The sequence below is a fragment of the Streptococcus mitis genome, assembly GCF_000722765.2.
In the GTDB taxonomy this organism is placed as follows: Bacteria; Bacillota; Bacilli; order Lactobacillales; family Streptococcaceae; genus Streptococcus; species Streptococcus mitis_AQ.
Genome location: NZ_CP028415.1, coordinates 413,542 through 429,696, shown reverse-complemented (window position 1 = coordinate 429,696; position 16,155 = coordinate 413,542). Strand labels below are relative to the sequence as shown.

The window sequence follows — 16,155 nt, the reverse complement described above, 5'->3', positions numbered from 1 at the left end:
CCAGGTTTTTCTTATTCATAGGTTACGACTGTGACCGCACCCTTGTCATACTCAGCGATAAAGATATTGGCTACATTGTCATGTCCTTGTTTGCTGAGATTATCAAGCAGCCACTCTTCGCTACGGCCAATCGTTTCCAAGACATCGACTTGGATCACACCGTCAGTCACAACTGGATACTTAGGATTTTCATCTCCTATTTGGACCACGATGAGTTGGCCATTTTGCTCCTGCACAGCGCGTTTGACCTGTTTCATCTGGAAAATCCCTTGGCTACGAAGTTTGAGAGCAACTTCTGCTGCAGACAAACCAACTGAACGACAGGCTTCTGGGTCAATCTGCCCATTTTTGATAAGGAGAGTTGGTTTTCCATCAATCAAGCGTTTGACAAAACGAACATTGTTATTGAGCCACTTGAGGGTCAAGACCAAAATCGTCCACATCATCAAAATCACTGCGTACTGCAGAATGCTGATTGAACTATTGTAAATCACCCCACCGATGATACCACCAAGAACATAGTTCTGAATTTGGTCTGTAGCAGAGTTAGGTGCTAGATTCCCCTTTCCTGTCACATTAATAACAAAAACAAGAGAGAAAAGACCCAAGGCCAGTTTGATTAAAATTTCCATATAATTGAGTGTCATTTGTTTACCTCCACCAATTCAATAGCGTCTGTTTGATGCAATTCTAATTTCTCTAAAAGATACTTGTCTGGTTGGCTCCCGTTCATGGCACGATAGAAATTTGAACCTACCTTGATAAGTGCTCCATCAGTGGCTGCAGAAGTATTGACATAAACTTCTGATTTATCCACTCCCAAGTCTTTGGAAACAACCTCTATGAAATGAAGGGAAGTTTGAAATTGGTTGTTAGAGGCTTGATTGGTCTGGTATTTTGAGATTGTCACCAAAAGCATGGCCACCAAGGTCAAGGCCAAAATCATGACCAATTCCCGAAACTTAGTCCCCTTTTTATCTCGATAGGCTTTAAAAGCAAAAAATCCTGTGATAGCTAGGAGCACAATCCCAAAGCCAATCATCATTCCATTTTGCTGACTGATTTGGCTAAGTACATAGTCATATGAGTAAAATTTCATTTATTTTCACTCCCTTTCATAAAATCATTCTTCATTATAAACTAAAGAGAGTGATTTTTCAAGCCATACGTTGGGGAAATAGACTTATCAGACCAACTTCTCTAACTAATGACTCAAATACCTGTTTCAAGATTCTAATTTTGATAATTGATAGGAATAGACACTAGGAATTATCACTACAAAGAAAAGTGTCAAGAAGAATACCCAGTAAACATATAGTTGCACAAAGGAATTTAGAAACAATAACAATCCTCCTAATACCCAAATTTTTCCAGCTAGACGATGCGTTTTTCTCCAGTTTTCATCATTCTCCAAGGTCCACGGTAGTCGAATACCGATTATATAATTTCGGTGTGTTTTTGGTAGATAATTTCCAATTATGATCATCATGACTCCCATAAAAATCTGAGCTAGTAGCCCACTCATCATGGAATAACCCAAAGATTCTCCGAAGATAGAAATCATTAATAGACAAGATACAAAAGGAATAATCCAGTAAATCAAAAGTTGTATTTTTGAACTGATATTGCTAGATTTAGGATCCTTAATCATTATAAATAGAAGCAACCAATGCATCAAAAGCATGAGAGTCGGTAATCCAAAGATAGCAGACATTTTATGATTGTAGCCATCCGCTTGACCCAGTAGATTAAAATGAGTGGGTATCTCCTCTGGTAATTGATCCCAGAAAACAGAACCTACAAGGGAAGGTAGTAGGATGAGAATGCTCGTAAATAATACCAATTTCTTATTGATTTTTATCTTCATCAAAATGATCTCCTTTCAGATCTGCTAACCAAACCATTATATCCTCTAAAACCGATGTGTTTAACTCATAATAAATAAAGTTTTTTTCTTTCATTTCATGAATCAAATCCGCTGCTTTCAAAATCGTGAGATGGTGTGAAATCGTTGCACTTGTCAACTCGAATTGACTGGCAATTTCTCCTGCAGATAATCTACCTGCTTTGAGTAAATTTAAAATCTCTCTCCTAACTGGATGAGATAAGGCTTTAAAACTATTTGCAAAACTCATAATGACTCCTTTCCCTTTGTAATATTAGTAGGGCTAGGACTAAGCAAGGTAAAACTGATAGCATTCCGGTCGGTGATGGGCCTAAAATCAAGAGGCTTGAAACTTTTTCTCCTGGTAATTGAAAGAGTAACCCAAGACCTGCAGTTGCATTGATTGCCCCATGAAATAGGGCAGAAGCCCAGATAGAACCTGTCTTTTCCAACAACCAGCTCAACAATATTCCTAGGCTAAAACAAAATAGAAACATAGCAACAACTCCCAAAACGGGATAAGCAAAATAAGTAAGACCATAATTATATCCTTGCAAATTGATTGGTAGATGCCAAAGACTCCAAATGAGACCAAGCAAGACATGAGTCTGGACTCTTGAAAAGCGTCCTCTTAGAGCTGGGTAAAGATAGCCACGCCAACCAATTTCCTCTCCCAATGCAAAGAAACTATTAAGAAAAGGAGCGTAGGTCAAACTAGCTAGGATTTGAATCAAGACCAAAGAAGATAAGGGAATGGTTGATTGAGAGACACCTTTTTCTTGTAAGATGGCTTGAATAGATTCAAAACCAAGGCTGAAATTGCTAGGAAATACAAGAAAATAAAGTCCCGCTCCTAAAAAACTGATGACTGCTGGTAACCAGATAGCTAGTAAGTAAAAGCGCCAGTTGCTCTTGAGATTCACGACTAATTTAGATTTGATTCCACTAGGTTGATTCGTGATTTTCCCCAAAATAAAGACTGCAAGCGCAGGCATCCACATGGCTACAATACTAGCAAGCTGACTCCATGGAGAATTTAGACCAACACCACTTAGCCATAGTGTCAACCATACTATCCAAGCAAGGGCATAAGACAAGACAACAAAAAGAAGGATTGTTCTCTTATTTGACATATATGTAACTCCACTTTCTATTTAGATGTTTTTCTAAATAACATTATACACCTTTCTATTCTAAACACAAGAACTATTTAGATTTTTTTCTAAATAGTTTAGGGAATTTTTATTTTCTCAGGATAAAGTCTAAAGAGTGATTTTTCAAACCATACGTTGGGGAAATAGACCTTTTTTTGGTATAATAAAATCTATAATCTGAATGAAAAAGGTAACTTTATGAAACTTATCTCATGGAATATTGATTCCCTCAATGCTGCCCTAACTAGTGACTCAGCTCGTGCAAAATTGTCCCAAGAAGTCCTACAAACCTTGGTCGCTGAAAATGCTGATATCATTGCTATCCAAGAAACCAAGCTTTCTGCCAAGGGGCCTACAAAGAAACACTTAGAAATTTTAGAAGAACTCTTCCCAGGCTACGAAAACACGTGGCGCTCTTCCCAAGAGCCTGCCCGTAAAGGCTATGCTGGAACCATGTTCCTTTATAAGAAAGAACTCACACCCACTGTCACTTTTCCAGAAATCGGTGCCCCGTCTACCATGGACCTGGAAGGCCGTATCATCACTCTAGAATTTGATGAATTTTTCGTAACCCAAGTTTATACACCAAACGCTGGCGACGGTCTCAAACGCTTGGAAGAACGCCAGGTCTGGGATGTCAAATATGCGGAGTACTTGGCTGAACTAGACAAAGAAAAACCAGTCCTTGCTACAGGTGATTACAACGTTGCCCACAATGAAATCGACCTTGCAAATCCTGCTAGCAACCGCCGTTCACCAGGATTTACCGATGAGGAACGTGCTGGATTTACCAACCTTTTAGCAACTGGATTTACCGATACCTTCCGCCACATTCACGGCGATGTTCCGGAACGCTACACTTGGTGGGCACAGCGCAGCAAGACTTCTAAAATCAACAATACAGGCTGGAGAATCGACTACTGGCTCACAAGTAACCGCATCGCTGACAAGGTGACCAAGTCCGATATGATCGACTCAGGAGCTCGCCAAGACCATACACCGATTGTCTTGGAGATTGAACTCTAAGGAGAAAGCTAATGGACTATCAAGCTGTCATCCCCGAATTTGTGGTATCCAACATCGAAAAGTCGCGCTACTTCTACTGCGACTTGCTAGGCTTCTCTGTCGAATACGAACGCCCCGAGGAGAAATTTCTCTTCCTCTCCCTTGAAGACTGCCAACTCATGTTAGAAGAAGGCGACGCAGAAGAATTAGCTCAGCTGACTTATCCTTTCGGGCGTGGTGTCAATATTTCCTTTGGCATTGAGGATGTTCCTCAGCTCCACCAAAAACTGCTGGAAGCTGACTATCCCATCCATCGTCCCCTGACAAAAAGAGAATTTCGAGTGGGAGATAGCTTTATTTACCCTCATGAATTTGCGATTTTGGATCCTGATGGCTATTTTTTAAGATTTAGCGAGTAGAATAATAACGATTGGGAAAAAGTCTTTAAAGTTAGAAAAAGGCATATTGTCAAGTCTTGAAAAATCTTGATAATATGCCCTTTTATGATGGAAAACCTTCTAAATGTTAGCCAATAAGTTGTTTTTTGCCCATTTTTATTATATTTGTTCGCTTTTTAAAGCAAAACACTAACAAAATATTTGATTTCTAAAGTTATTTAGTGTAAAATAAAAACATTGGCTCCAGCCTATTTAAAATTAAATATCGTTTTACTTGTTTATGTCGTGAATTGGCACGATGTTTCTACAAGGTGCCGGAACACCTAACAATAAGTAAGTTAGCTTGGAGGTATGGTCGTTTTTGCCACGCCTATTTTGGGGACTTACTTAGAGATTAAGTAAGTCCTTTTTGAATATTTTTAATATTTCCCTTAATTAGTGCGGACGGGAGGTGAAATTATCCTGTGAATAATTTCAGGAATTCAGGGAATTTCATCCCTAATTTTTGAGCCAAAAGTCTCAAAAATCCCGTCATAGACAATAACAAGATTATTGTCTATGATACCACTACAACGGGAAATATTTGATAAGACTCGCTTCGCTCGTACTAGTTTTATCAAATATATAGTACTAGCAAACTGGATCACTATAGAAATATTTAACCAACAAGTAAACTGGCTTTTAGACTTTAGGAGGTCTTATGAAATTATTAGAAGAGCGCATCCTCAAGGATGGGCATATCTTGGGTGATAGCATCCTCAAAGTGGATTCCTTTTTAACCCACCAAGTTGACTTTAGCCTAATGAGAGAAATTGGTAAGGTTTTTGCGGAAAAATTTGCTTCTGCTGGTATTACCAAGGTCGTAACCATTGAAGCGTCGGGTATTGCACCAGCCGTTTTTACAGCCGAAGCCTTAAACGTTCCCATGATTTTCGCTAAAAAAGCTAAAAACATCACTATGAACGAAGGCATCTTAACTGCCCAAGTTTACTCCTTTACCAAGCAAGTGACCAGCACCGTTTCTATCGCTGGAAAATTCCTCTCACCAGAGGACAAGGTCTTGATTATCGACGATTTCCTTGCTAATGGTCAAGCTGCTAAAGGCTTGATTCAAATCATCGAACAGGCTGGAGCAACAGTCGAAGCTATCGGTATTGTGATTGAAAAATCCTTCCAAGATGGCCGTGATTTGCTTGAAAAAGCAGGCTATCCTGTCCTATCACTCGCTCGTTTGGATCGTTTTGAAAATGGTCAAGTCGTATTTAAGGAGGCAGATCTCTAATGCAAACTCAAGAAAAACATTCGCAAGCAGCCGTTCTTGGCTTGCAACACTTACTAGCTATGTACTCAGGATCCATCCTGGTTCCCATCATGATTGCGACAGCCCTTGGCTATTCAGCTGAGCAGTTGACCTACCTGATTTCTACAGATATCTTCATGTGTGGGGTGGCAACCTTCCTTCAACTCCAACTCAACAAATACTTTGGAATTGGACTACCAGTCGTTCTTGGAGTTGCCTTCCAATCCGTCGCTCCCTTGATTATGATTGGACAAAGCCATGGTAGTGGCGCTATGTTTGGTGCCCTTATCGCATCAGGGATTTACGTGGTTCTTGTTTCAGGCATCTTCTCAAAAGTGGCCAATCTCTTCCCATCTATCGTAACAGGTTCTGTAATTACCACGATTGGTTTAACCTTGATTCCTGTCGCTATTGGAAATATGGGAAATAACGTTCCAGAGCCAACTGGTCAAAGTCTCTTGCTTGCAGCTATCACTGTTCTGATTATCCTCTTGATTAACATCTTTACCAAAGGATTTATCAAGTCTATCTCTATTTTGATTGGTTTGGTTGTTGGAACTGCCATTGCTGCTAGCATGGGCTTGGTTGACTTCTCTCCTGTTGCAGCAGCACCACTTGTCCACGTCCCAACTCCCCTCTACTTTGGGATGCCAACCTTTGAAATCTCATCTATTGTCATGATGTGTATCATCGCAACGGTGTCTATGGTTGAGTCGACTGGTGTTTACCTAGCCTTGTCTGATATCACGAAAGACCCAATCGACAGCACACGCCTTCGCAACGGTTACCGCGCAGAAGGTTTGGCCGTACTTCTCGGAGGAATCTTTAACACCTTCCCTTACACAGGATTTTCACAAAACGTTGGTTTGGTTAAATTATCAGGCATCAAGAAACGCCTGCCAATCTACTATGCAGCTGGGTTCCTGGTTCTCCTTGGACTTCTTCCTAAGTTTGGTGCCCTTGCCCAAATCATTCCGAGCCCTGTCCTCGGTGGTGCCATGCTGGTAATGTTTGGTTTTGTGTCTATTCAAGGGATGCAAATCCTCGCCCGTGTTGACTTTGCCAACAATGAACATAACTTCCTTATCGCAGCAGTCTCCATCGCTGCAGGTGTCGGACTCAATAACAGTAATCTCTTTGTCAGCATGCCAACAGCCTTCCAAATGTTCTTCTCAAACGGAATCGTCGTAGCTAGCCTACTTGCTATTGTCCTCAATGCCGTATTAAATCGGAAAAAGAAATAAGAAATAAGAAAAAGAGGTGTGAGCCTCTTTTTTGTTTCTCTATATACTTACCTGTCTGTCTTCTGACCTCTGGCCTGTGACAAACATGGTAAAGGTTGCTTTGCAGACGTTTCTTCCTTCTTGATTGGTGATATCGACATCTACTACACAAGTTGTGCGACCTTGATGGACGCATTCTCCTTTAATGGTCAATACATCGTCGAGTTTTCCTGCTTTGAGGTAGTTGATAGAAGATTGGAGTGTCACTCCATCAAGCCCCAGCGAGATAACCACCAAACCACTGATTTGGTCGCAAAGGGTAAAGAGATAGCCACCATGGGCATTGCCATAGTAGTTGAGAGACGAGTCCACTACTTTGGTCGTCACCACAACGTGACCATCTCTCATTTGTTCAATTTCGTAATTTTCAAAGGCAGATATAGCGTCAAAATGAAAGTCTTTCATCGTTTCCTCCTGATATTTCAAACGACACTATGATACTACTTTTTATAGGACTGTGCAAGGAGAAAGCTCCTAGTCTGGCAAAATTCCGACCTGCTCCACAAAGCGCATAAAGGCTGCCTGTCCTTGTTCTGTCTGCTTGTAGACTCCTGCGTCCTCAAGCACACGCGCAAAGATAGCACCAACAGAGTCCTTGACGATTTCAAGGGCTTTTTCTTTATCTGTTAGGGCTGGATATTGGGCTCTAAGTTGGTCTGCCCATTCCTGATGATAATCGGAAACTGTAACAGCTTCTCCCACGAGATATCTAGCGACTTGCTCCACTTCTTCTTTCAGACGTGGTGGCAAGATTGCCAAGCCCATGACCTCAATCAAGCCGATATTTTCCTTCTTGATATGTTGGACATCCTTGTGAGGATGATAGATGCCATCAGGATGTTCTGCAGAAATCTGATTGTCCCTCAAGACCAAGTCCAACTCAAATTGTCCATTACGTTTACGAGCAATTGGTGTGATGGTGTGATGCAGTGTCTCGTCTGTCTCTGCCAAAATCTGCACTGCAGAATCTGAATACTGACGCCATTCCTGCAAAATCTTGTCAGCTAAGTTGATCAAATCTTCTTTGGAATCCGAAGTCAAACGCAATACTGACATTGGCCATTTGACAATGCCAGCCTTGACCTGCTCAAAACCAGCAAATAGGAAGGTCTTTTGCAGAGGAGACAATTCCATAGGAAATACGTGACGGCCTCCCTGATAGTGATCATGAGTCAGAATAGAGCCTCCCACGATTGGCAGGTCGGCATTAGAGCCTGCAAAATATCCTGGAAACTGCTCTACGATAGCAAGCAGACGTTCAAAGCTCTGACGACTAATGGCCATGGGACGATGCTGGCCATCTAAGAAAATACAATGCTCATTAAAGTAAGCATAGGGCGAATACTGGAAGCCCCACTCCTGACCAGCCATTTCAAAACGGATAATACGGTGGTTGCTGCGAGCTGGGTGGTTAACTCGACCATGGTAGCCCTCATTCTCTAGACAAAGCTGACACTGGGGATAATTGCTAGCTTGCACCAACTTGGCTGCCGCAATCTCTTTGGGATCCTTTTCAGGCTTAGAGAGGTTGATGGTAATTTCAAGTTCACCGTAATCAGACAGAACACGATAAGCGATATTTTTAGCAATGGCCTTGAGTTTAATGTAGTCATTCTTCTGACTGAGTTGGTAGAAATCCGCTATCGCTTGCTCAGGAGACTGGGCGTAGGTTGCCCAAAAGTCACGATTGACCTGACTCGGACAAGGGGTCACCAAGTCCATCAATTCAGCACCAAGGATTTCACGCGCAGTCTGACTATCCTCAATCGTCTCTAATCGAACGGCTTCCTCAACCAGCTGGTCCTTGAGATCAATCAATTTATCCAGATTGGTCTCAACTTCCAAAACACCGTCTCCCACTCGTGCCAAGACACGATTGGTCAGGTAGATTCGATCCATTTCCTGAAATGAACTTTCAGAAATGACATGTGTTACAAATTTATCTACTAAGGTCACTATAGAGCCTCCTTTTGACTAGTCAAGGACGCGAGTGCCACCTGCAACTTCAGCGATATAGAAGCTTGGAGCGTAGCCAACTACTTCCTCGTAGTGTTTGCCTACAGCTTCCTTAAAGGCCTCAACAGTGTCTTTTTGCACCAAGGCAATGGCACATCCGCCAAAACCTGCCCCTGTCATACGAGCACCGAGAACACCTTCTTGTGCCCAAGCTGTATGAACAAGAGTATCCAATTCCAAACCAGTTACTTCATAGTCATGTTCCAGAGAAACATGAGATGCATTCATCAAACGACCAAATGTTTCCAAATCTCCTGCTTGGAGGGCTGCTTGAGCTTTAAGGGTACGTTGGTTTTCAAGCACAGCATGACGAGCACGTTTTAAACGATTTTCATCTTTAATCAGATATCTATATTGGTCAAAGGCCCACTCATCCAATTCACCCAAGGTCTGAATATCTAAAGCTGCTTGCAATTCTTCCACTGCTTTTTCACATTCAGCACGGCGTTCATTATATTTAGAATCCGCCAATTCACGGCGTTTGTTAGTGTTCATGATAACAACGACATTGTCCTTCAAATCAAGTGGTACCAAATCATACTCTAAGGTGTTAGTATCAAGGTAAATAGCACGTTGGTCAGCTCCCATACCAATAGCAAATTGGTCCATGATACCAGAGTTGACTCCGATAAAGTTGTTTTCTGTTTGTTTTCCGATTTTAACCAAATCGAGACGCTCTAATTTTAAATCAAAGAGATGCTCTGCCACGACTCCTGTCAAGAGTTCCAAGGATGCTGAAGAAGACAAGCCAGCACCATTTGGGATATTCCCATAAACATAAAAATCAAAACCTTTGTCAATCACGTGCCCAGCTTCTTGCAAGAAATGAAGAACTCCTTTTGGATAATTGGTCCAGTTGTGCTCTTTTTCAAATTTGAGGTCAGCTAGAGGCACTTCGATAATGCCCTTTTCCTCAAAGTTAGCTGAGTAGAAACGTAAAATTTGGTCGTCACGCTTACGAGCTGCACCGTAAGTTCCTAAGGAAATAGCAGCAGGAAAAACGTGCCCACCGTTGTAGTCTGTGTGCTCACCAATCAAATTGATACGACCTGGTGAAAAGAATGTTTGGTCTGCTTCTTGACCAAAAACAGCAAGAAAGTCTTTACGAAGTACTTCTGTAGTAAGATGTTGTGTCATATGAATTCTCCTTTGACTGTCCGTTAAGTCACCTTAACGTGTAATCGTTTTCTTCTATTGTATCCAAGGGATTTTCCAAGGTCAATCCTTTTTACTAAAATTTTACTAAAGTATCAGTAAAATACAGAAAAATATGATATACTAATCTAATCAAGGAGGATTTATGGCTACCTTAAAAGACATTGCACAGCTAGCCTCTGTCTCTATCGCGACCGTATCCCGTGTCCTCAACCGCGACCAGAGCCTATCTGTTACAGAAGAAACGAGACATCGTATTTTAACCGTTGCTGAAGAGCTGGGCTACACTAAGCATCTCAAGACAGGCGAGTCCCACAAGCCCAAGCAAAAGATTGCCATTATCCAATGGGTCAGCGAACAAGGGGAGCTAGACGATCTCTACTACTACCAGATTCGCCTAGGCATCGAAAAAAGAGCCCAAGAACTGGACTATGATATCTTGCGCTATTTTAATGACCATCCTTTTACATTAAGCGAGGAAGTAATTGGGATTCTCTGCATCGGAAAATTTAGCCGAGCTCAGATTTCTGCCTTTGAAGAATACCAAAAGCCTCTTGTATTTTTAGACAGCGATACCCTCTCGCTGGGACATACCTGCATTATCACGGACTTTTACACTGCCATGAAACAGGTTGTCGATTATTTCCTCAGTCAAGGGTTGAATCGCATTGGGATTCTAACAGGTCTTGAGGAAACAACTGACCAAGAAGAAATCATTGAGGATAAGCGGTTGGAGAATTTTAAAAACTACAGTCAAGCAAAAGGAATCTATCATGATGAACTGGTCTTTCAAGGGAGCTTTACTGCCCAGTCTGGCTATAACTTGATGAAGGAGGCCATTCAGAACTTAGGAGACCAACTCCCGCCAGCCTTTTTCGCAGCCAGCGATAGTTTAGCCATCGGTGCCCTCCGTGCCCTCCAAGAAGCTGGAATCAGCCTACCAGACCGCGTCAGCCTCATTTCCTTTAACGACACTAGTCTGACCAAACAAGTTTATCCTCCCCTTTCTAGTATCACGGTTTATACTGAGGAAATGGGCCGAGCAGGCATGGATATTCTTAATAAGGAAGTCCTCCACGGTCGCAAAATCCCTAGCCTAACCATGCTGGGAACCAGACTGACATTGAGAGAAAGTACAAGGAATGATTAAGATATTAAATAAGCTAGGCAAAAAGTCTCTAAAAGCAAAAAGCGCATAGTGTCAAATGTTTAGAAACCTTGATACTATGCGTTTTTGTGTGAAGATTTACTTCATTCTCTCTTGAAATTGAGTTTTGTCCCAGCCTCTTTTTCTAGTGTTGATGCCCGTGGTGCTGCTCTAAAGCTGTTACCTTTCGCTTATGTTGCGCATGATTGCTTTGACTGGTGTCCACTTCGATAGTAATATTCTGCACACCTCTTTCTTCTAAGAGCTGACGTACTTGATTCTTTGTTTCCGTCATCTGCTCCCAATCTTCTAAACAGAGATGGACAATGGCATTTTTTTCCAAACCATCCATAGTCCAGAGATTAAGCTGATTAAGACTGGCCACATTGTCCAATCGCTCCAGGCCATTCTTTACTTGCTCAATATCAAGACCTTCTGGCACAGCATCCAAGAAAATCTTGAGCGTAGACCAAAAACGTGGAAGGGCTTTTGAAAGAATAAAGAAAGAAATGACAAGGGACAAAAGTGGGTCTAGGATATACCAGTTCGTGAACCGAAGAACAATCGCCATCAGAATCACAGCCAGCCACCCTAGGGTATCTTCCAGAAAATGCAGACTCAGAATAGACTCATTCTTTGTCTTTCCCTTACCAACCACTAGACTCGCTAACACATTAATAGTAATCGCAATAATTCCTAACCAGAGAATCCCCTCATCATTGACTGGTTGCGGATTTAAAATCTTCGTGACATTTTCCAAAATGACTAGAACTGATCCTGTCATGAGTATTATCGCTGTTACCAAGGCTCCTAGCAGACTAAACCGCTTATAGCCCAAGGTGTACTGATTATCTTCTTCACGATTAGAGATGGTTTCTAGAAAAGCTGATATTCCAATTGCAATCGCATCTCCCAAGTCATGCACAGAGTCAGCAAGAACAGCGCTAGAACCAAATATTCCACCTGCAATAAACTCGACAATGGCATAAGTCAAATTTAAGAAAAAGGCCACCCAAACAGCATATTTTGTCTTCATATTTCTCATTCCTTTGTTATAATAGATTCATGAACATCTTGTTCATTATCATTATCCACTAAAACTCAAAGAAAGGATAGAAGCAAAGCGTCAGCTTTATTCAGTTCTGAACAATTTGCCTCAAGTGTCCATATGACTAAGATTGACCGCCGTATCAGTAAAACAAAAAAAGCTATCTATCAAGCTTTTCTACAACTTTTGAATGCTAAGGGCTACGAGGCCACTACTGTTCAGGATATCATTGATCTCGCAGATGTGGGACGTTCCACCTTTTACTGTCACTATGAAAGCAAAGAGCTACTTCTAGATGAGCTCTGTCGTTACCTCTTCCATCATCTCTTTGAAAGAGAGCAAGCCATTTCAACCGAAGATTACCTTGCCCACCTCTTTCTACATTTTCAGAAAAATCAAGACCATATCACTAGTTTACTATTCTCCAAAAATGACTACTTCCTCCGCCAACTCCAGAGAGAGTTGGAACACCACGTCTACCCCATGCTGGTTGATGATTTGAAAGAAGCACACCCAAGTCTGCCTGCTTCTTATCTCCAACACTTAGTTGTAACCAACTTTATCGAAACATTGACCTGGTGGCTCAAAAAAGGTCAAGACTTCACAAATCAGGAAGTTGTCCAGTTTTATCTAGACCTTCTCATTTCTAAAGACTAAATACAGACTAGAGCTCAGTCGCCTTATGCCCAGGCTACTGAGTTTTTATTTTTTCGACAATAAAAAAAGCCCAGACAACATTGTCTGAGCAGTTTTCTATATGGTCGTTTAACAAAGTTGAGTTTGATATTTTCAAACTATTTCTTCAACAAACCTTCTTCTTGTAGAAACTCCTTGGCTACTTGCTCTGCTGACTTGCCTTCAACACCGACTTGGTAGTTGAGCTGGCTCATCTGGCTTTCAGTAATTTTACCAGCCAATTTATTGAGAACTGTTTCCAACTCTGGATGTTTCTTGAGAAGAGCTTCTTTCATGAGTGGAGCCCCTTGGTAAGGTGGGAAGAGTTGCTTGTCATCTTCCAAGACCTGCAAATCATAACGCGCCAACTCTGCATCGGTTGAATAGGCGTCCGTGATTTGAATATCGCCTGACTGAATTGCCTGATAGCGAAGAGCTGGCTCCATAGTCGCTACATTGAGATTGAGACCGTACATTGATTGCAAGCCCTTATTGCCATCTTCACGGTCATTAAACTCGAGAGTAAAACCTGCCTTCAACTGCCCTTCCACTTTTTTCAAGTCCGAAATGGTCTTCAAGCCATATTCTTGAGCAATCTTTTTCGGAACAGCTACAGCATAGGTATTTTGATAAGACATGGGTTTGAGATAGGCTAGGTGATCCTGTTTGGCAATGCCATCACGCGCTACCTGATAAACCTGCTCTGGCTCATGACTCACTTTAGGTGATGGCTGAAGTAAACTTTCAGTCACCGTTCCTGTAAATTCTGGATAGATGTCAATATCGCCTTTTTTCAAAGCTTCATAAAGAAAGCTTGTTTTCCCAAAATTTGGTTTAACAGTCGCAGTCATACTGGTATTTTCTTCAATTAGCAACTTATACATATTGGCCAAAATTTCTGGTTCTGGACCCAATTTCCCAGCAATAACCAAGTTTTCTTTCTCTTTTTGAGCCAAAAGGGCTGGACTATAAGATAGACCAAGTAATATTGTCACCAAGGCAAAACCAGAGAAAATCGTCCGCAATTTTGCCTTTTCCATCACTTTTAGTAGGAAGTTAAAGGCAATGGCCAGCACTGCAGAAGAAAGGGCCCCAATCAAAATCAGACTAGCATTATTACGATCAATTCCCAAAAGGATAAAGGAACCCAGTCCCCCTGCCCCAATCAAAGCCGCTAAAGTTGCCGTACCGATAATTAGGACCGCCGCAGTTCGAATCCCAGACATGATAACAGGCATGGCAAGTGGAATTTCAAACTTCTTGAGACGCTCCCATCTGGTCATCCCAAAGGCAATACCAGCCTCTTGCAGACTCGGATCAATTCCCTTGAGTCCAGTGATGGTATTTTGCAAAATCGGAAAAATCGCATAGATCACTAGAGCTGTCAATGCAGGCAAAGTCCCAATTCCCATCAAGGGGATAAAGAGCCCCAACAAGGCCAGAGATGGGATGGTCTGGAAAATCCCTGCAATCTGCAAAACCCAATCTGCCAACTTCTCATGATAGCGAAGATAAACAGCCAAAGGAATCGCGATAAAAATAGCTAGTAACAGGGTCAAAAGTGACAACTGCAAATGTTGAGATAGAGCTGTCAACCAATCACTAAAACGATCCTGAAAAGTTGCAATTAAATTAGTCATGAACACTACCTCCAAACAAGTCTGCTACAAAGTCTGTTGCAGGGACTTTTAAAATGGTCTCAGGATTCGCCACCTGACGAATCTCTCCATCCTGCAAAACAGCAATACGGTCCGCCAACTTCAAGGCCTCATCCGTATCATGGGTTACAAAAATCGTTGTCATCCCAAATTCTTTATGCAATTCTTTCGTCAGAATCTGCAACTGTTTTCTTGAAATAGCATCCAAGGCTGAAAAAGGCTCATCCATGAGGAGAATCTTAGGCTGACCAATCATAGCCCGTACAATTCCAACACGCTGTTGCTCCCCACCAGACAATTCACTCGGAAGTCGATGCCCATACTCAGCTACTGGCAAGCCAACCTTGGCCAAAAGCTCTTCTGTTTTCTGAGCAATTTCTTCCTTAGTCCAGCCCTTCATCTCAGGAATCAGGGCAATATTTTCCGCAACCGTTAGATTAGGAAAGAGAGCAATGGCCTGTAAAACATAACCAGTAGAAAGACGAAGTTCACGCTCATCATAGTCTTTGATGCGCTTGCCATCCATATAAATATTTCCATCAGTTGGTTCCAAAAGACGGTTAATCATCTTGATCATGGTCGTCTTACCGGACCCAGATGGCCCAACTAAAACCATAAACTCCCCATTCTCAATCCGTAAATTGACATCTCTTAAAACATCTTTTTCTGTGTAGCGCAAGGCTACATTTTTGTATTCAATCATTCTGTATCCTCAATTTAAAACTTCCCTCGATTGGTCAAGTCTTCTACCTTAGGCATGACTTCCTTATTGTCCCAATGTTCCACAATTTTCCCGTTTTCTAGACGGAAGATATCGTACTGGGCATAGGCAACTCCACCAATCTGAGTCTAACCATAGCTAACCACGTAATTCCCTTGTCCTAAGAGTTGGAAAACAAAGTCAAAAGTGGTCTTTACTTATAAACAGCTAATTTACTCCATTTTAAACCTCATTTTCCTCCTCTTTCAGATTAGCCAAAATTCTTTCTTGAAAGGCTTCAAACTGACGAATTTCTTCCTCTGAAAATCCTTTGTAAAAGATCGTATCCAATTTCTGACTGACACGATGCCCCACTTCTTTCTGAGACTGCCCCAACTCTGTTAAAACTAAATACTTCTTACGCTTATCCTCTCCACATGGACTAATAGTTACAAGATTTTGTTCCTCTAGCTTTTTAATCATCGTCGTCAGCGTATTATTAGCAAGTCCAGTCGCCAAAGCAATATCTGTCGCAGTTGCGCAGCCAGTTTCACTATTCCATAAAACCGCTAAAATCTTGCCCTGTTCACTACGATAAAGAGCTTCAGGATCTTGGCTCAGTAACTTTTGAAAAATCCGCCCATTCAACAAACGAATATGATGGGCTACCAAATGACTATCTTTCATAACACCTCCAATTTATTTCGATATCGAAAAGAATAAAATAATTG

18 protein-coding genes, 1 pseudogene and 1 riboswitch are annotated in these 16,155 nt (G+C 41.6%); of the genes and pseudogenes, 6 read left to right on the top strand and 13 right to left on the bottom strand.

Annotation, left to right across the window (positions count from 1 at the left end):
• Nucleotides 1–11 precede the first annotated feature (11 nt).
• The 5 genes from SK637_RS02400 to SK637_RS02380 all read right to left on the bottom strand — a co-directional run bounded on the left by SK637_RS02400 (nucleotide 12) and on the right by SK637_RS02380 (nucleotide 3,018).
• Nucleotides 12–647, bottom strand: coding sequence for a DUF421 domain-containing protein (locus SK637_RS02400; RefSeq protein ID WP_000174453.1), 636 nt, complete (start codon nucleotides 645–647; stop codon nucleotides 12–14).
• Entirely contained in the window at nucleotides 644–1,099 is a 456-nt protein-coding gene (locus tag SK637_RS02395; RefSeq protein ID WP_000675343.1) for a DUF3290 family protein, read from the bottom strand. The genes SK637_RS02400 and SK637_RS02395 overlap by 4 nt, the downstream gene beginning before the upstream one ends.
• Before the next feature lie 126 nt (nucleotides 1,100–1,225).
• On the bottom strand, nucleotides 1,226–1,867 hold the full coding sequence (locus SK637_RS02390; protein ID WP_080710456.1) for an SdpI family protein: 642 nt from the start codon (nucleotides 1,865–1,867) through the stop codon (nucleotides 1,226–1,228).
• Nucleotides 1,848–2,135: an autorepressor SdpR family transcription factor gene (locus tag SK637_RS02385; RefSeq protein ID WP_000006510.1), complete on the bottom strand. Its 288-nt coding sequence runs from the start codon at nucleotides 2,133–2,135 to the stop codon at nucleotides 1,848–1,850. Before SK637_RS02385 ends, SK637_RS02390 begins: the two co-directional genes overlap by 20 nt.
• The gene (locus SK637_RS02380; RefSeq protein ID WP_033688225.1) at nucleotides 2,119–3,018 is read right to left on the bottom strand and encodes a CPBP family intramembrane glutamic endopeptidase; all 900 of its coding nucleotides are present in this window, start codon (nucleotides 3,016–3,018) and stop codon (nucleotides 2,119–2,121) included. Before SK637_RS02380 ends, SK637_RS02385 begins: the two co-directional genes overlap by 17 nt.
• 219 nt (nucleotides 3,019–3,237) lie before the next feature.
• Here SK637_RS02380 and SK637_RS02375 point away from each other — a divergent pair, with 219 nt between their 5' ends.
• From SK637_RS02375 to SK637_RS02355, 4 genes are all read left to right on the top strand, one after another.
• Nucleotides 3,238–4,065, top strand: a complete 828-nt coding sequence (locus tag SK637_RS02375; protein WP_000767453.1) for an exodeoxyribonuclease III — start codon at nucleotides 3,238–3,240, stop codon at nucleotides 4,063–4,065.
• A gap of 11 nt (nucleotides 4,066–4,076) precedes the next feature.
• A complete protein-coding gene (locus SK637_RS02370) occupies nucleotides 4,077–4,463 on the top strand; it encodes a bleomycin resistance protein (protein WP_033688224.1) in 387 nt (128 codons plus the stop codon).
• A gap of 233 nt (nucleotides 4,464–4,696) precedes the next feature.
• Nucleotides 4,697–4,792, top strand: a riboswitch (purine riboswitch).
• Between the two features lie 350 nt (nucleotides 4,793–5,142).
• Nucleotides 5,143–5,724 carry a xanthine phosphoribosyltransferase gene (locus tag SK637_RS02360; RefSeq protein WP_033688223.1) on the top strand — a complete coding sequence of 194 codons (582 nt, stop codon included), beginning with the start codon at nucleotides 5,143–5,145 and terminating at the stop codon, nucleotides 5,722–5,724.
• Nucleotides 5,724–6,986, top strand: a complete 1,263-nt coding sequence (locus SK637_RS02355) for a nucleobase:cation symporter-2 family protein (RefSeq protein WP_033688221.1) — start codon at nucleotides 5,724–5,726, stop codon at nucleotides 6,984–6,986. The genes SK637_RS02360 and SK637_RS02355 overlap by 1 nt, the downstream gene beginning before the upstream one ends.
• A gap of 39 nt (nucleotides 6,987–7,025) precedes the next feature.
• On the opposite strand, the gene SK637_RS02350 is transcribed toward SK637_RS02355, so the two are convergent.
• The 3 genes from SK637_RS02350 to SK637_RS02340 all read right to left on the bottom strand — a co-directional run bounded on the left by SK637_RS02350 (nucleotide 7,026) and on the right by SK637_RS02340 (nucleotide 10,178).
• A complete protein-coding gene (locus SK637_RS02350; protein WP_033688219.1) occupies nucleotides 7,026–7,430 on the bottom strand; it encodes a PaaI family thioesterase in 405 nt (134 codons plus the stop codon).
• A 69-nt stretch (nucleotides 7,431–7,499) separates the two neighbouring features.
• Nucleotides 7,500–8,981, bottom strand: a complete 1,482-nt coding sequence (locus SK637_RS02345) for a UDP-glucose--hexose-1-phosphate uridylyltransferase (RefSeq protein ID WP_033688217.1) — start codon at nucleotides 8,979–8,981, stop codon at nucleotides 7,500–7,502.
• An 18-nt stretch (nucleotides 8,982–8,999) separates the two neighbouring features.
• Entirely contained in the window at nucleotides 9,000–10,178 is a 1,179-nt protein-coding gene (locus SK637_RS02340) for a galactokinase (RefSeq protein ID WP_033688216.1), read from the bottom strand.
• Nucleotides 10,179–10,341: 163 nt separating this feature from the next.
• Between SK637_RS02340 and galR the strand changes: the two genes are divergently transcribed.
• Nucleotides 10,342–11,346: a DNA-binding transcriptional regulator GalR gene (galR, locus tag SK637_RS02335; RefSeq protein ID WP_033688215.1), complete on the top strand. Its 1,005-nt coding sequence runs from the start codon at nucleotides 10,342–10,344 to the stop codon at nucleotides 11,344–11,346.
• A 142-nt stretch (nucleotides 11,347–11,488) separates the two neighbouring features.
• Here galR and SK637_RS02330 read toward each other — a convergent pair whose 3' ends face one another.
• The gene (locus SK637_RS02330) at nucleotides 11,489–12,379 is read right to left on the bottom strand and encodes a cation diffusion facilitator family transporter (protein WP_033688214.1); all 891 of its coding nucleotides are present in this window, start codon (nucleotides 12,377–12,379) and stop codon (nucleotides 11,489–11,491) included.
• A 132-nt stretch (nucleotides 12,380–12,511) separates the two neighbouring features.
• Between SK637_RS02330 and SK637_RS02325 the strand changes: the two genes are divergently transcribed.
• Nucleotides 12,512–13,048: a TetR/AcrR family transcriptional regulator gene (locus SK637_RS02325; protein WP_033688213.1), complete on the top strand. Its 537-nt coding sequence runs from the start codon at nucleotides 12,512–12,514 to the stop codon at nucleotides 13,046–13,048.
• 137 nt (nucleotides 13,049–13,185) lie between these two features.
• Here the strand turns inward: SK637_RS02325 and SK637_RS02320 are convergent, their stop codons facing one another.
• The 4 genes and pseudogenes from SK637_RS02320 to SK637_RS02305 all read right to left on the bottom strand — a co-directional run bounded on the left by SK637_RS02320 (nucleotide 13,186) and on the right by SK637_RS02305 (nucleotide 16,111).
• Nucleotides 13,186–14,706: an ABC transporter permease/substrate-binding protein gene (locus tag SK637_RS02320; RefSeq protein ID WP_033688210.1), complete on the bottom strand. Its 1,521-nt coding sequence runs from the start codon at nucleotides 14,704–14,706 to the stop codon at nucleotides 13,186–13,188.
• Nucleotides 14,699–15,427: an ATP-binding cassette domain-containing protein gene (locus SK637_RS02315; protein ID WP_033688209.1), complete on the bottom strand. Its 729-nt coding sequence runs from the start codon at nucleotides 15,425–15,427 to the stop codon at nucleotides 14,699–14,701. The genes SK637_RS02320 and SK637_RS02315 overlap by 8 nt, the downstream gene beginning before the upstream one ends.
• Before the next feature lie 14 nt (nucleotides 15,428–15,441).
• Nucleotides 15,442–15,633, bottom strand: a pseudogene (locus SK637_RS02310) (nuclear transport factor 2 family protein); the annotation flags it as partial.
• 34 nt (nucleotides 15,634–15,667) lie between these two features.
• Nucleotides 15,668–16,111, bottom strand: a complete 444-nt coding sequence (locus SK637_RS02305) for a MarR family winged helix-turn-helix transcriptional regulator (protein WP_033688208.1) — start codon at nucleotides 16,109–16,111, stop codon at nucleotides 15,668–15,670.
• Between the last annotated feature and the right edge of the window lie 44 nt (nucleotides 16,112–16,155).

Excerpts from the sequence above, each read along its gene's own strand:
- SK637_RS02400 (WP_000174453.1), bottom strand. The coding sequence starts at position 647 with ATGACACTCAATTATATGGAAATTTTAATCAAACTGGCCTTGGGTCTT.
- SK637_RS02395 (WP_000675343.1), bottom strand. The coding sequence starts at position 1,099 with ATGAAATTTTACTCATATGACTATGTACTTAGCCAAATCAGTCAGCAA.
- SK637_RS02390 (WP_080710456.1), bottom strand. The coding sequence starts at position 1,867 with ATGAAGATAAAAATCAATAAGAAATTGGTATTATTTACGAGCATTCTC.
- SK637_RS02385 (WP_000006510.1), bottom strand. The coding sequence starts at position 2,135 with ATGAGTTTTGCAAATAGTTTTAAAGCCTTATCTCATCCAGTTAGGAGA.
- SK637_RS02380 (WP_033688225.1), bottom strand. The coding sequence starts at position 3,018 with ATGTCAAATAAGAGAACAATCCTTCTTTTTGTTGTCTTGTCTTATGCC.
- SK637_RS02375 (WP_000767453.1), top strand. The coding sequence starts at position 3,238 with ATGAAACTTATCTCATGGAATATTGATTCCCTCAATGCTGCCCTAACT.
- SK637_RS02370 (WP_033688224.1), top strand. The coding sequence starts at position 4,077 with ATGGACTATCAAGCTGTCATCCCCGAATTTGTGGTATCCAACATCGAA.
- SK637_RS02360 (WP_033688223.1), top strand. The coding sequence starts at position 5,143 with ATGAAATTATTAGAAGAGCGCATCCTCAAGGATGGGCATATCTTGGGT.
- SK637_RS02355 (WP_033688221.1), top strand. The coding sequence starts at position 5,724 with ATGCAAACTCAAGAAAAACATTCGCAAGCAGCCGTTCTTGGCTTGCAA.
- SK637_RS02350 (WP_033688219.1), bottom strand. The coding sequence starts at position 7,430 with ATGAAAGACTTTCATTTTGACGCTATATCTGCCTTTGAAAATTACGAA.
- SK637_RS02340 (WP_033688216.1), bottom strand. The coding sequence starts at position 10,178 with ATGACACAACATCTTACTACAGAAGTACTTCGTAAAGACTTTCTTGCT.
- galR (WP_033688215.1), top strand. The coding sequence starts at position 10,342 with ATGGCTACCTTAAAAGACATTGCACAGCTAGCCTCTGTCTCTATCGCG.
- SK637_RS02330 (WP_033688214.1), bottom strand. The coding sequence starts at position 12,379 with ATGAAGACAAAATATGCTGTTTGGGTGGCCTTTTTCTTAAATTTGACT.
- SK637_RS02325 (WP_033688213.1), top strand. The coding sequence starts at position 12,512 with ATGACTAAGATTGACCGCCGTATCAGTAAAACAAAAAAAGCTATCTAT.
- SK637_RS02320 (WP_033688210.1), bottom strand. The coding sequence starts at position 14,706 with ATGACTAATTTAATTGCAACTTTTCAGGATCGTTTTAGTGATTGGTTG.
- SK637_RS02315 (WP_033688209.1), bottom strand. The coding sequence starts at position 15,427 with ATGATTGAATACAAAAATGTAGCCTTGCGCTACACAGAAAAAGATGTT.
- SK637_RS02305 (WP_033688208.1), bottom strand. The coding sequence starts at position 16,111 with ATGAAAGATAGTCATTTGGTAGCCCATCATATTCGTTTGTTGAATGGG.